11 protein-coding genes are annotated in these 13,590 nt (G+C 58.6%); 2 read left to right on the top strand and 9 right to left on the bottom strand.

The genetic code is table 11. From position 1 onward, the window contains the following. Positions 1 to 138 precede the first annotated feature (138 nt). From ACA072_RS14135 to ACA072_RS14115, 5 genes are all read right to left on the bottom strand, one after another. Entirely contained in the window at positions 139 to 597 is a 459-nt protein-coding gene (locus ACA072_RS14135) for an REP-associated tyrosine transposase (RefSeq protein WP_497624828.1), read from the bottom strand. A 92-nt stretch (positions 598 to 689) separates the two neighbouring features. Further along, positions 690 to 1,775: a polyamine ABC transporter substrate-binding protein gene (locus ACA072_RS14130; protein ID WP_497624827.1), complete on the bottom strand. Its 1,086-nt coding sequence runs from the start codon at positions 1,773 to 1,775 to the stop codon at positions 690 to 692. An 85-nt stretch (positions 1,776 to 1,860) separates the two neighbouring features. Continuing rightward, the gene (locus ACA072_RS14125; protein WP_497624826.1) at positions 1,861 to 2,202 is read right to left on the bottom strand and encodes a cupin domain-containing protein; all 342 of its coding nucleotides are present in this window, start codon (positions 2,200 to 2,202) and stop codon (positions 1,861 to 1,863) included. A gap of 43 nt (positions 2,203 to 2,245) precedes the next feature. Next, entirely contained in the window at positions 2,246 to 3,652 is a 1,407-nt protein-coding gene (locus ACA072_RS14120) for an NAD(P)/FAD-dependent oxidoreductase (protein ID WP_497624825.1), read from the bottom strand. 50 nt (positions 3,653 to 3,702) lie between these two features. After that, the gene (locus tag ACA072_RS14115) at positions 3,703 to 4,518 is read right to left on the bottom strand and encodes a helix-turn-helix domain-containing protein (RefSeq protein WP_497624824.1); all 816 of its coding nucleotides are present in this window, start codon (positions 4,516 to 4,518) and stop codon (positions 3,703 to 3,705) included. 263 nt (positions 4,519 to 4,781) lie between these two features. Between ACA072_RS14115 and ACA072_RS14110 the strand changes: the two genes are divergently transcribed. Beyond that, positions 4,782 to 5,057, top strand: coding sequence for a DUF1652 domain-containing protein (locus ACA072_RS14110; protein WP_027923219.1), 276 nt, complete (start codon positions 4,782 to 4,784; stop codon positions 5,055 to 5,057). Positions 5,058 to 5,126: 69 nt separating this feature from the next. On the opposite strand, the gene ACA072_RS14105 is transcribed toward ACA072_RS14110, so the two are convergent. Beyond that, a complete protein-coding gene (locus ACA072_RS14105) occupies positions 5,127 to 7,601 on the bottom strand; it encodes a UvrD-helicase domain-containing protein (RefSeq protein ID WP_497624823.1) in 2,475 nt (824 codons plus the stop codon). A 280-nt stretch (positions 7,602 to 7,881) separates the two neighbouring features. On the opposite strand from ACA072_RS14105, the gene ACA072_RS14100 reads away from it, so the two are divergent. Then, positions 7,882 to 8,577, top strand: coding sequence for a pirin family protein (locus ACA072_RS14100; RefSeq protein WP_497624822.1), 696 nt, complete (start codon positions 7,882 to 7,884; stop codon positions 8,575 to 8,577). Between the two features lie 154 nt (positions 8,578 to 8,731). Here the strand turns inward: ACA072_RS14100 and pgm are convergent, their stop codons facing one another. From pgm to ACA072_RS14085, 3 genes are all read right to left on the bottom strand, one after another. Further along, positions 8,732 to 10,378: a phosphoglucomutase (alpha-D-glucose-1,6-bisphosphate-dependent) gene (gene pgm / locus ACA072_RS14095; protein WP_497624821.1), complete on the bottom strand. Its 1,647-nt coding sequence runs from the start codon at positions 10,376 to 10,378 to the stop codon at positions 8,732 to 8,734. A gap of 120 nt (positions 10,379 to 10,498) precedes the next feature. Then, positions 10,499 to 11,899: an aminotransferase-like domain-containing protein gene (locus ACA072_RS14090; protein ID WP_497624820.1), complete on the bottom strand. Its 1,401-nt coding sequence runs from the start codon at positions 11,897 to 11,899 to the stop codon at positions 10,499 to 10,501. Positions 11,900 to 11,963: 64 nt separating this feature from the next. Then, positions 11,964 to 13,442: a hypothetical protein gene (locus ACA072_RS14085; protein ID WP_497624989.1), complete on the bottom strand. Its 1,479-nt coding sequence runs from the start codon at positions 13,440 to 13,442 to the stop codon at positions 11,964 to 11,966. Between the last annotated feature and the right edge of the window lie 148 nt (positions 13,443 to 13,590).

The raw sequence follows: 13,590 nt of genomic DNA, 5'->3' as shown, positions 1-13,590 counted from the left end.
GATATTGACGACTGCTTCGCAGCCGGACGCAGCCTCGCAGGCTCGGCAGCTGCTACAGGATCCGTGTACACCGCAATCTTTGTAGCAGCTGCCGAGCAGCGCGAGGCTGCGTTCGGCTGCGAAGCAGTCGCCTGGCCATCACAACCAACACGCATCCCACAGCGGATAATCATGCACTCGTGTCACCAGGCCCGCGCGTATGGGGTTGGCCACGACATACCGAGCAAGATGCTTTACATCCTCCTCCCTGCGAACTGCTCGATCGTGGCAACCCTTCTGCCACAGGCGCCCGCTCCTCCCCAATGCTTGATTAATAGCCAAACTACTCCGCGACTTTATCCGGCACATCAACTCCGCCAGCGTCTTGTCGTGCAGTTGCACCAGGCAATGCATATGATCCGGCATCACAACCCACGTCAAAAAATCAGCCAACCCCTCTTCCTGCGCCCTACGCAACTCCCGAACGACTAACCTTCCCAACCGCCAATCAATAAAAAAAGGCCGTCGTTGGTCAACGACAGCCGTTAGCAGATAAATACGTCCTGACTCAGAGAAACGACCGACCCGCAGCTGTCCCGCATTTGAGCACACAGGCATTCCATTGCCTCCTGATCCATCGAAAGGAGCCCTGAAATCTACAACGTCGCCATCAAGCCCGACCCGTCGCAATCGCTACAAAACATGAATCCTCAACTCCCCGTCCGAATCTTGTTCCAGACCCGCGTCCGAATCCGGTCAATATTCAGCGGCATCGCCTCCAGGGCAAACAGCTTGCCCATCATTTCGGGGCTTGGATAAACCTTCGTGTCGTTCTTGATGGCCGGGTCGACAAGGCTGTCGGCCTGTTGGTTGCCGTTGGCGTAATGCACGTGGTTGCTGATGCTGGCCATGACGTCCGGGCGCAGGAGGTAGTTCATGAACGCGTAGCCGGCCTTTTCGTCCGGGGCGTCGGCGGGCATGGCGACCATGTCGAACCAGATGGCGGCGCCTTCCTTGGGAATGACATAGCCAATGTCGATGCCGTTATTGGCTTCTTTGGCACGGTTCTCGGCTTGCAAGATGTCGCCGGAGAAGCCGACGGCCACGCAAATGTCACCGTTGGCCAGGTCGCTGGTGTATTTGGAGGAGTGGAAATAGCTGACGTACGGGCGGACTTTCATCAGCAGTGCTTCAGCCTTTTTGTAGTCTTCCGGGTTCTTGCTGTGGTGCGGAAGCCCCAGGTAGTTCAGCGCGGCCGGCAGCAGTTCGGGGCCGTTGTCGAGGATGGCGACGCCGCACTTTTGCAGCTTGGCCATGTTCTCCGGCTTGAAGATCAGGTCCCAGGAATCCACTGGCGCGTTGTCGCCGAGCACGGCCTTGACCTTGGCGATGTTGTAGCCGATGCCGGTGCTGCCCCACAGGTACGGGAAGCCGTGCTCGTTGCCCGGATCGTTGGTCTGCAACGCGGTGAGCAATACCGGGTTGAGGTTTTTCCAGTTCGGTAGCTGGCTCTTGTCGAGCTTCTTCAGCGCCCCGCCCTGAATCTGCCGCGCCATGAAATGGTTGGACGGGAACACCACGTCGTATCCCGATTTGCCTGTCATCAACTTGCCATCAAGGGTTTCGTTACTGTCGTAGACGTCGTAACTGAAGGCGATGCCGGTTTCTTTCTGGAAATTTTTAGTGGTGTCCGGGGCGATGTAGTCCGACCAGTTGTAGATCTTGACGGTCTCGGCCGCGTGGCTGAGGGACGCGACGAGAGCAAGGGGTGCCAGGGTCAGTGTCTTTCGGATCATGAGTCGATTCCTGTATGAGCTGTTGTGCTTTTTATTGGAGGGCTGGCAGGCAATCAAAAGATCAAAATCAAAATCAAAATCAAAATCAAAAAATCAAAACGTAGGTCTTGCGCACGGTTTCCTGGATGTCCCAGATGCCGAGGCTGTTGGCCGGCAACATCAGTGCATCGCCAGCTTCGATGTGGAGCGTTTCACCGTCATCCGGGGTGAAGGTGCAGCGGCCCTGGATGAAGTGACAGAATTCTTGCGCAACAATCTGCCGGCGCCAGCGGCCGGGCGTGCATTCCCAGACGCCGGTTTCGACGCCGTCGTCGCGTTCAACGCTGGTGGTCGAAGCCACTGCCACCGGTATTCCCAGCGGCACGGCGACGGGGTTCGACTCTTCCAGTTCCAGTGTTGCGGTGTGCTTGAATTGGGTGATGCCCATGGGAGTACCTGTCGATTGAGGCTGAAGATGAAAAGCGCGCGGGTTAGTGCATGAAGCCTTCCATGAACCCCGCCACCTTGCTCGCCAGTTTGCGGCGCCAAGGGGCCGTAGCCGGGTTGGCCAGGGTCTGGTCTTCGTGGACGAAGCTGCGGATGATCGCGTTGTAACCCAGCCAGCGGCAGGGTTCGGGCTCCCAGGCCCTGAGCGTGTCGAGACCACCCTGAGGCATGACCCAAGGCTGGCGAACCAGTTCGGTGTCGCGTTCCAGAATCAGGTCCGCCAGGGTTCTGCCACCCAGGTTGCTGGCGCCGACGCCCTCCCCGCCATAACCGCCGGACAAGGCAATGCCGCTGGTGTGGTCGCAGAGCACGTGCGGCTTGAAGTGCCGGGACATGCCCAGGTTGCCGCCCCACGCGTGGGTGATCCGTACGTTTTTGAGTTGAGGAAAAAGTTCGCTGAACAGATAGCGCCGCAATTCCACCTCGCTGGTGGTCAGGTCAAAGTCATGGCGCAATTTGCCGGCAAATTGATAGCCACCCCGGGCGCCGAACACCAGGCGATTGTCCGCGGTGCGCTGGCCGTAGGTGACCTGGCGACTGCTTTCGCTGAACGCCTGGCCGCGGCTCAGGCCGATTTCGTCCCAGGTCGCGGCGGACAGTGGTTCAGTGGCGACAATCAGGCTTTGTACCGGTAACTGATAGCGACCCAGTGGTGGCAGCGTGACCGAATAACCTTCTACCGCCGGCACGATCCAGCGGCTGCGAACCTGAGCCCTGGCGGTGCGCAAACTACCCGGCTGCCACTGTGTGACCGCGCTGTTTTCGTAGATCTTGACGCCCATTCGCTCGACCGTTTCTGCCAGACCACGCACCAACTTTGCCGGGTGAATGGTTGCAACGTGCGGTGCATAGATACCGCCATAAGGCTTCGCGATTCTGATCTGTTGCGCCAGTTGCTCCGGGCTGAGCCAGCGATAATCGCTTTCGGACAGGCCTTGGCTGTACAGCTTGTCGAGGTAGTGCCGCAGGCTGGCCTCCTGCTCGGGATAACGTGCGGCGCAGTACAGTACGCCGCCTTTACGGTAATCGCAGTCGATACCCTCACGTTCGATGACAATCTCTACTTCATCAGGAATGCTGTGCAGCAGATCGAAAGATGCGCGGCGCTGTTCCGGCGGTAAACCGGCCAGCAGACGGTCCTCGCCCAGCAAGTTACCCATCAGCCAGCCGCCGTTACGGCCCGACGCGCCAAACCCGGCGGTTTGCGCTTCGATGATGGCGATGTCCAGGCCTGGCGCCAGGCGCTTGAGGTAATACGCGGTCCAGAGCCCGGTGTAGCCGGCGCCGATGATGGCCACATCGACGTCCAGGTCGTGCTCCAGCGCAGGACGTGCCAGCAACGGCTCGTCGAGTTGATCCATCCACAAACTGATAGTGCGCCACGCCGACATGCCAGACTCCGCCACTCAAACTTCGATGGCGTCGATCCTAGTGCGTGGGCTCAGGGGCTGTCGTGCGCGCGTGCACGCAAAGAAATGTGTTTGACGTAGGCCTTGGGCGACATCCCCGTGTGCTGGCGGAAACAACTGTAGAACGCCGATAACGAATTGAAGCCGGCGGCAAACGCCAGTTCATCAATGCGCAACGGTGGCGTGGCGGCGTCCAGAGCGGCGAGCAAATGCTGCAGTCGCGCCTGGTTAACGTAGCGATAGAAGCTCTGGCCCAGCACTTGATTCAGCAGGTAGGAAATCTGATTGCGGCTGTAACCGCACTCCTTCGCCACCCGCTGCAGGTCGAGTTCGGGGTCCAGATAAGGCTGCTGGCGCTGGAAATACTGTTGCAGGTCCTCAGCCATGAAACTCAGCTGGCGCGGTGAAAGCCCGAGGCGACTGGCGGCCGGACGCAAGTTCGCAACGGTATTGCTCTGCGGCTGTTCACGCACCAGGGATGCGTATTCGTTGACTCGCCAGATCAAACCGTCGCGCACTGTGATGGCCTCACTGGAGCGGAACGACACCAACCCTTCACCACCACGCAGGGTCATCTGGTACTGGATGAACGCGGTGTTGCCGTCCAGACGTATGCGATCCGAATGCTCCAGCGCTTCGTCCGGGTTACGCGGCATGCTGCCGCGAACGTACTCGCGCAACTCGTCCAGGCCCATGACCCGGTTCTGGAAAAAGTCGTTGTACTGAATGTCCGGGTGATAAAGCGCCATGACTCCGTCCAGATCCCGGTGTTTCCAGCACAGGTGGTAACGCATGACCGTCTCGCCCGTGGCCTGGGTTTGCAGGGGGCCATCATCCTCGGCGTGCATAAAGAACTCGACGAAAAAAAACCGAGCTTGCCGAAGTTCGGCCACGGCTTCAATGACCAGACCGAATCGGCGCTGCCTCGAGCCAGGCCCGGCACGTGACCCACATCAAAAAAACGTGACCAATCGCCAAACGGACTGAAAAAAATCACATGGTTTTCACATCCGGATGCTACTTTTAAAGGCAGTCACCGGTTGAGCCATTGAAGGCTCTTCCCTCCTAACATGAGCTAAAGGAAGCGCTCGATGAAGAAGGCGGGCAACACATGAATAAAGGGTCATTCAGTAAAGTCACCTTTCCAAACGCCTGCCAGCTGATGCGCTGGCATTTTCATCCCATGGGATTCGAGGCAAGCATGGATGCGCCGGGCAGCATGATTGCCCGCCTGTTTGACCGCGCCAGTGGCGAGACCATGATCGCCATTGCAGGCATTCCTTGCGCTACCGTGATGAATGCTGCGGACGTAGAACGAATAATCGAAGCCGTGGAAGACGAACTTGAGGCTTTCATTCCTCCAGTGGCCCTCAGGAGTTATGCCTGAAGGTCAGACGCGCAGCAAAAAGCCCACATCATGTGGGCTTTTTTGTGGGTGTCTCGTCCTGAATAAGGTTTACACCAGTTTCTGACTCTGTCGGTGATCGGCGAAGAAGGGTTTGTCCTTGCTTACCCGGTCAGACGCCTTGGGCATATTCGCCGACTGAGTGTCCTGGCCATCGACATACCAATAGCAATGACTCACTGCCCGTGTGATGCCGACGTACGCCAGTCGCAGGATTTCGTCTTTCTGTGCGTTATCGTAAGGCTCGTTGTCGCCTGCCTTGCCAAGTTCCGCCATGCGATACACCTGGTTCTTGTAAGGAGAACTGGTCAAGTGCTGGCAGTCACCGAGCAAGAACACCGCGTCAGCCTGCAAGCCCTTGGCGCTGTGATACGTCAACTGTTTGATGCGGCGAGCGTCGTACGACAAGTTAGAATCCACATTAACTACAGATTGAATATGCCGCTCAATCAATAGCTTATCGCTGCTTTTTCGATAAAGCATCAAGATGGAATCGCCCTGTCGGTAGTGCTGGATCAGGCGCTGGGCCATGCCCTGATCATCCCGATCCATGACGTTTACCGGTAACAAATCCTTGGGCTCCCCGCTGGCTTTGGCCTTCTTCCCTGCGATCGATGGCGCTGCACGGACGATATGCTCGGCAGCGTCAATGATGTGCTGATGGCTGCGGTAGTTGTCGCTGAGCATCACTTTCGTCGTGCTCGGCGACGGGAATTCCTTGTTGAACTCCATGAAATATGACGGCGAACTACCGCGCCAGCCATAAATGGACTGCCAGTCATCGCCGACGCAGAGCAAGGACGAGCGTTGCGCGCCACGCCCCACGTGCATCGCCGGGCCGCGACTGCGGATCTCGACGAGACTGGCGCGGATCCAGGAGACAATCTGCGGCGATACGTCCTGAAATTCGTCGATCATCAAGTGAGACAAAGGCCTGAGCAGCTCATCACTCAGCAATTTCAGGTTTTCCGGGGAATGCTCGCTGAATAAGGCAAACATCCGGTTGTAGGTCATTACCGGCGGCTTCTGGTCGAGCAAGTGATCTTCCAGGGCGCGCCAGAACAGGCTAAGGGCCTCGAAGAAAAACCGGTCCGGGTCATCCTTGGCGAAACTCATCTGGCCGACGGCATTCGGCACATCCAGCCCCAGGTTCTCGATAAACCCGGCGGCAGCCACAAAACAGTCCAGCAAGGGAGCCGATCCCAGCTCCCCTTTGACCTTGTAATCGAAGCCCGGCCCGGCGCTCGCATCGCCTGCCAGGGAGGCCAGCACGCGCTTCGACGAATCGTAACTGTCCATCCATATCAAAGGCTTACGACAGAAAGCTTGAAACAGGGTGCGCTTTACTGCCCATTCCGCACGAACGGTTAACTTGGCATTCGGGCGGCTGACTTGCGGATTTTCCCGAGGGTCAAACCCCAGCACCACCCAGGCATCCAGTGTCGGGATGTAGCCGTGACAATGGAAGGTCGAACCATTGATGTCGAAGGTCTGCCGATTGGGCTCGATGCCATTGATCGGCCAAGCGCCGGCGCGAAACCACAGATCTTCAACGGTGTCGCAGAGTTCCTCGTCACGCTTAGCCGCCAATTCGGTCACTGCCATGCGCTTCTGCACATCGGGGTGATCGCGCTCAAGTTCCTTGAGCTGCAAGGCGTGCCGCGACAACGGCTTGATCAGTTCGCGAAAACGCTCATCGCGGGCGTGCAGGCTGTGAAAGCAGGTATTGAGTTGCTGACGCTGGGCGTCGTTGATGCGCAGGTCGAAGGGGTTGCTGTCGACCTCCTCGTCGCCGTTCTGCGTACGATTGCTCAGGTTTTCGAACGCTTGCAGACGCTCGAAGCCCGGCAGGCTGCGAACCATGGGCAAAATACGCGAGTGGAAGGTGCGCACGAGGTCACGTGCCTCTTTGAGGCTCAGCGTCCGGCTCCACAAGGCAAACAATTCGATCAGCTTATTAATGAAGTCCTTTCGCGACTCGCGGGTGAAGGTCACCACGGTCATCGAACTCAGCTCGAACCCCAGGTAATGGGTCAGCAGCAGGATACGGAGTACCAAAGTCGTCGACTTGCCCGCACCGGCCCCGGCAATCACCGACGTTGAGGGCGTGTCGCTGAAAATCATCTTCCACTGGGCGGCGCTGGGCTGAGCGTGAGGCGGCAGCAATCGGGCGACATCGGCCTTCATGCGCTTCTTCAGCTCGGCGCTCAGGGGCAGGCGCCAATCGTCGAACAAATTGTCGTCAACGTTAGGTGGCCGGTGCTCGGTTGAGCGCGAATCGCGGATCAACAAAACCTGCCGACCTTCTTCCAACCCCTCAAGCTTCCCTTCTTTGTAGCCGTAATCGACCCCGGCGCTGTGGCCACTGCGAAATCCGTCGGCTTGCCCGTGAAGCCACGACGCGCGGTGTTGTGCACGAAGACGGGTCAGGCCATGCCCAAAGAAACGCGCTGCAAGACGCTTGAGCAATGGCATCTCGGCCAAGGGACGAAGTTCGGGAGGAAGATCGGGGGTGTGTTGCGGCACGCGGGCTGACTCCAGGGTGTGAGGCTGACGAGGGCTATGGTGTCCGTATTTGCCGTTGAGTTCTAGTGAAATGCTTACAGGTCATTGGCTTATACGATGAAGTGAAGGCTGGATGAGAACGTTTCGAGGTTATTTGATATCAAATTATTCGATCATGATGAGGCATTTTTTACGCTTTTTATCGATTGGTGCCTGATAGATGATGCCCGCCATCAACCACCGGTTCTTGTTTCGTGGCTCAGGCGCTCTGCCCCATGACGAACCTTTTCAGGAGACGATCATGCTTGAACTCAGACCTTTCAAATCCTTGGGCGGCGCCCACCATGGCTGGTTGGATGCCCATCACCACTTTTCGTTCGCCGAGTACCACGACCCGAAACGCATGAACTGGGGCAACCTTCGGGTATGGAACGACGACGTGATTGCCTCGGGCACCGGGTTCCCGAAACACCCGCACCGGGACATGGAAATCATCACCTACGTGCGTGAAGGTGCAATTACCCACGAAGACAACCTGGGTAACAAGGGCCGCACCGAAGCGGGCGACGTTCAGGTCATGAGCGCCGGTACCGGGATCGCACACAGCGAATACAACCTGGAAGCAGGCGAAACCAGGATCTTCCAGATCTGGATCATCCCGAACGAGTCCGGTCTGGCCCCCTCCTGGGGCGCCAAGCCTTTCCCGAAAGGTCAGCGCGAAGGTTTCGTGACCCTGGCCAGCGGCAAGGCTGGGGACGATCAAAGCCTGCGAATCCGCGCCGATGCGCGACTGGTGGCGGCGAACCTGAAGGCCGGTGAATCCGCCGAATATCGCCTGGATAGTGGCCGTCGCGCTTACCTGGTTCCGGCAACCGGTGTCATTGAAGTCAATGGCTTGCGTGCACAAGCTCGAGACGGCGTAGCAGTCGCGGATGAGCAAGTGTTACGAGTGACTGCGATTGAGGACAGTGAGATCGTGTTGGTGGATCTGGCTTGATGCAGTAAACGCAGGGCAAAAGGGGCGACCAGTAATGGCCGCCCCTTTTTCATGATCGTAGGTGACTGCACTGACGCCATCGCGGGCAAGCCCGCTCCCACAAGGATTGCGCAAAACCCTGTGGGAGCGGGCTTGCCCGCGATGAGGCCGTCACTTACTTCGCAGAAATAGCGCCATCCACCAGGGTCTGGGCTTCTGCAACCAACTGCTTGAGGTGGTCATCACTCACAAAACTCTCAGCGTAGATCTTGTAGATGTCTTCAGTCCCCGAAGGTCGTGCCGCAAACCAGCCGTTCTCGGTCATGACTTTCAAACCGCCGATGGCCTGGTCGTTGCCCGGCGCATGGCTGAGGATGCTCTGGATCGCTTCACCAGCCAGTTCGGTCGAGGTGACCTGATCCGGTGACAGCTTGCTCAGCAAGGCTTTCTGTTCAGGATTAGCCTTGGCGTCGACACGCACCGAAAACGGTTCGCCGAGTTCGTCGGTCAACGCACGGTAGGCCTGGCTCGGATCACGACCGGTGCGAGCGGTCATTTCTGCAGCCAGCAATGCCGGAATCAAGCCGTCCTTGTCGGTGCACCAGACGCCGCCGTCCTTGCGCAGGAACGAGGCTCCCGCGCTTTCTTCGCCGCCAAAACCCAGCGAACCGTCGAACAGACCGTCAGCAAACCATTTGAAGCCGACCGGCACTTCGTACAGGCGACGGCCCAGGCGCTTGGCCACGCGATCGATCAAGCCGCTGCTGACCACGGTTTTGCCCACGGCAGCGTCGGCGCGCCACTGCGGACGGTTCTGGAAAAGGTAGTCGATCGACACGGCGAGGTAGCTGTTCGGCGCCAGCAGGCCGCCGGACGGGGTCACGATGCCGTGGCGATCATGGTCCGGATCGCAGGCGAATGCGACGTCAAAGCGTTCTTTCAGACCGATCAGGCCTTGCATGGCATGGCTCGACGACGGGTCCATGCGGATTTGCCCGTCCCAGTCGACGGTCATGAAACGGAACGTCGGATCGACCTGTTTGTTGACCACTTCCAGGTCCAGGCGGTAGTGCTCGGCAATCGCCGACCAGTAGCGTACCCCTGCTCCGCCCAGCGGATCGACACCCAGACGCAGCTTGGCGTCACGGATAGCGTCGAAATCGATCACGTTGATCAGGTCGGCGACATAAGTGTTGAGGTAATCGTGGCGATGGGTCGTGCCGGCCTTCAGCGCCTGCTCGTAGCTGATGCGTTTGACGCCGGCCAGCTTGTTGCTCAGCAGCTCGTTGGCCTTGGCCTCGATCCACTTGGTGATGTGGGTATCGGCCGGCCCGCCGTTGGTGGGGTTGTATTTGTAGCCACCGCTTTGCGGCGGATTGTGCGATGGAGTGATCACGATGCCGTCCGCCAAGCCCGAAGTACGGCCGCGGTTGTAGCAAAGAATCGCGTGGGAAATGGCCGGGGTCGGCGTGTATTCGTCACCCTCGGCGATCATCACGGTGACGCCGTTCGCCGCCAGCACTTCCAGGGCGCTGGCGCCGGCCGGAGTGGACAACGCGTGGGTGTCGATGCCGACGAACAGCGGGCCGTCGATGCCCTGGGCTTCGCGGTACAGGCAGATCGCCTGGCTGATCGCCAGAACGTGCCATTCGTTGAAACTCAGGTCGAACGAGCTGCCTCGGTGTCCGGACGTGCCGAAGGCAACGCGTTGGGTCGAAATGGCGGCATCAGGCTGGCCGGTGTAATAGGCCGTTACCAGTCGCGGGATGTCGACCAACAATTCTGCCGGTGCCGGTTTGCCCGCAAAAGGACTGAGTGTCATGCAAAACCTCTGGAATAGAGTGGTTCAGGAATAGGAACGCAGTTTACTGGCAGTTTGACCGCAGCGCGACGTTATCGATCCCGATCGAAATGTTATCAATCGCCAGAGCCCCGGCCCTGCTCAATCGATTGATTCCAGACGCAAGGCATCACCCAGCAACCCCATTGCCGCTGCCAGGTCGTGGTCGCCGCCGAAGGTATGGCTCAGGCGCAAGTGTTGCGCGTGCAGCCCGTGGAGGCTGAACAGTTCCCCTGGTGCGATCACCACCTGATGCCTGAGCAGACGCTGGAACACCCGACGCACATCGACCTGACGCAAAGACCGCACCCAGATCGTCGCACCGCCCAGGGGGTCGACGAAATGCAGGGCATCACCCAGGCGCTCCTGCAACAGCTGGGTCATGTGCGCCTTGCGGTCCTTGAGCAGCCGGCGCAATACCAGCAAGTGCTGATCGATTCGTCCATTGCTGTATAGCCGTGCGATGGCTTTCTGGCGAATCGGCGACAAGCGGAACGAACGCAACAAAAAGTGCCGCTGCAATTCAACGCTCAGTTGCCGCGAGAGCAGATAGCCATAAGGCGCCTCCGGCCCGATGGATTTTTCGAAGGTGGAGAAAACGATCAGCCGGTCCGGATTCAGCAGATCACGATACCGCAAGCCGTCGGGCTCGAATTCGAGTTCGCCGTAGCAGTCGTTCTCCAGCACCCAGCTGCCATGACGTTCCAGCAGCTGGGCGGTTGCCTGCCTGTTGCTGTGGGAGGCCACGCTGCCGCGCGGCATGTTGAGGCCGGAGGAAAGCATGATAAGCCGCACCGGCTCGGTCTCCAGCAGTTGTTTGAGCTGCTCAAGGTCCAGGCCGCCATTGGCTTGCAAAGGCAACTCGATGACATGGACGTCAGCCTCCTGAAGCAAACGCAGAATCGTCCAGTCACAGGGCGATTCGACGACAACCGTCGCATCTTTGAGACACAACACGGCGATCAGTATTTCCAGGACGCCACGCAAATCGGCGCCGATATAGACATCATCGGCGTGCCAGCAACGTGCCGGAGACGAGGTATAGCGTGCGGCCAGGGCGGCGCGCAGCTCCAGTTCACCGCAAGGTTGGGAAGTCGTTTGGGGCTGGCGCGGGTACTGACGCAGCAATTCTCTTTCGAGCAGCAATAACGGGCTGTCCAGGGGCTGCAGCAACGCCGGCTCATCCGCGCTCAACACCAGCATTCCCGGACGCCTGGCGTTTACATAGACCGTCTCGAGCAGGTCATTGCCGCTGCTGAGCGGGCGAATGGACGACACGGGCAGCGCGTAATAACCGGATTTGGCGACTGAATATACCCGCCCTTCCTTTTCCAGCAGCGAATAGGCGTACTGGATGGTCGAAATCGACACGCTCAAACGGTCCGCCAATTGCCGCAATGAAGGGAGGCGGACTCGCGTGTCGCTGACCGGTTCGTTGATGAGGTTAGTCAGGTAACGGTAGACCGCCTGATAGGCGAAGTCGGTTTCGCGTGGTCCTTTCATGGGTAGCGACCAAACACGCCAAGCACAGGGTGCTTGCGGGTGAGCGCGGTAAAATCCGGCACCCTCAACGCCCCGTTGACCTTTCGCCATTTACAGCGGCGCCCGCGTCAAGGTCCGGCGTTTGCTCATCCGTGTTGGCGATTTCCTGGCCAGGCTCCTCGCTCCTGGCCACAGGCCTCATGCGGTAGAGCGTGCCGATCAGACTGACGGGCAGCCCGCTGACGTCGACCATCCATTGCAGAACCTGCTCGGGCGCTGGCTTGCCCTGCATCGCCCGGTGCAGATCGGGCAACGCCACGAGCATGCCGGGATGACACTGGCGCAGAAAACGCTCAAGCGAGGCGCCATTCTCGACGAAGGGTGCGAAGAGCAAGCACACCAGCTGAGCCTCGCTCAAGCCGAGGTTTTTCTGGGCCTCCGCTTGAGCCAATGCACGCTGGTCTGACAGGGTTGTGGGGCTGCCAAACACCTCCATTGCCTGCTCGCAAAAGCGCTCGGGGAGTTGCTTGCGACGCATCATCACCAAGGTCCGCTGTACGTATTCGGCAACACCCGCTTCATACGTGCGACCGTGAACATAACAGGACTCCAGCCCCCGAACGTGCGCGGAAATCGAAAGGCTGACGAATTCGTCATCACTGAGCTGGGCCGCCAATTCGTCAGGTTTAAACCCGAGGAAGTCGGTGAGCAATGGCCAGCGATCTTCCAGGTTGCTGACCAGCATGTCGTGAATATCGATGAAGGTCGTGCGCCGACACGCCTCAAATGATTCCGCCGGGCGCCACTCGGCCTGACTATGTTCAGAATAAAACTCGCGGTAGCAACCGCTGCCCAGCTCATCCACTCGCGCGAATAGCTCTTCGTAACCGGATTGAGGGTAACTCGATGGATTGAGACCGGCTTTTTGCGCCGCACGGGTCAATCCATCCATGAACTGCTTTTGCTGACGAGGCGTGTCGCTGCTGACCAACGCATCGACGCCCCGGTCCCAACGGGAGATCTGCCCATAAAACTCGCCCGCTGCCAGGTAGCCGTCATCCCATAGGTCGAGCGGTCCGTTCCAGGTTCGCCGGTGGCCAACCATCAATAGATTGAGACGATTCGACTCGCGGCCCTCTTCCGAAACCGGCGCAAGGTGGTTGAATGGCAGGACTTCCCGGTTATCGACCATGACCACTTCGACCCGAGGATCGTCCAGGAGAAACAACGCGCTGCAACTGCGATGGATGTTTTCAAGGGCCGTCGAGCTTGCCGCGTTCGTGCGTAAGGTTGCCACTCGCAGCTGGAAGGTTGCAGGGGCCCGCCCGGCGATGCTCAGTTGCGCGGCACGCAGCAACGCGAGTGTGTAACAACTGTCACGAGTTCCGGACTGGATCGCCAACACTTTGTATTCACCGATACGCTCCATGCCCCCCGCCGCAACCACCAGGCGCTGAATCATCAGCTGCAATGCCGTGCGTTCGGCGCGCGAGAAAAAACTCAGTAATCGCTGCAATACTTGCTGATAAACATAGTTCATTGCCTGTTCATGGGTATGGGTCATCATTGTTTACCTGTTACTCATGGTTTCGATGTCACGCAAACAACTGTTGCACCGCGCAAACGGCTGCCTGACATGATTAAAGTGCTGTGCTTGATATCAAATGCTAACACTTAGTTTTTAGAAATTATTTGAAATGAAACGAGCTTAC

The organism is Pseudomonas sp. LBUM1656 (assembly GCF_059716065.1).
This window is presented reverse-complemented; position numbering and strand designations above follow the sequence as displayed.

Coding starts and splice junctions, on each gene's coding strand:
- ACA072_RS14135 (WP_497624828.1), bottom strand. CDS start 597: ATGCCTGTGTGCTCAAATGCGGGACAGCTGCGGGTCGGTCGTTTCTCT.
- ACA072_RS14130 (WP_497624827.1), bottom strand. CDS start 1,775: ATGATCCGAAAGACACTGACCCTGGCACCCCTTGCTCTCGTCGCGTCC.
- ACA072_RS14125 (WP_497624826.1), bottom strand. CDS start 2,202: ATGGGCATCACCCAATTCAAGCACACCGCAACACTGGAACTGGAAGAG.
- ACA072_RS14120 (WP_497624825.1), bottom strand. CDS start 3,652: ATGTCGGCGTGGCGCACTATCAGTTTGTGGATGGATCAACTCGACGAG.
- ACA072_RS14115 (WP_497624824.1), bottom strand. CDS start 4,518: ATGCACGCCGAGGATGATGGCCCCCTGCAAACCCAGGCCACGGGCGAG.
- ACA072_RS14110 (WP_027923219.1), top strand. CDS start 4,782: ATGAATAAAGGGTCATTCAGTAAAGTCACCTTTCCAAACGCCTGCCAG.
- ACA072_RS14100 (WP_497624822.1), top strand. CDS start 7,882: ATGCTTGAACTCAGACCTTTCAAATCCTTGGGCGGCGCCCACCATGGC.
- pgm (WP_497624821.1), bottom strand. CDS start 10,378: ATGACACTCAGTCCTTTTGCGGGCAAACCGGCACCGGCAGAATTGTTG.
- ACA072_RS14090 (WP_497624820.1), bottom strand. CDS start 11,899: ATGAAAGGACCACGCGAAACCGACTTCGCCTATCAGGCGGTCTACCGT.
- ACA072_RS14085 (WP_497624989.1), bottom strand. CDS start 13,442: ATGACCCATACCCATGAACAGGCAATGAACTATGTTTATCAGCAAGTA.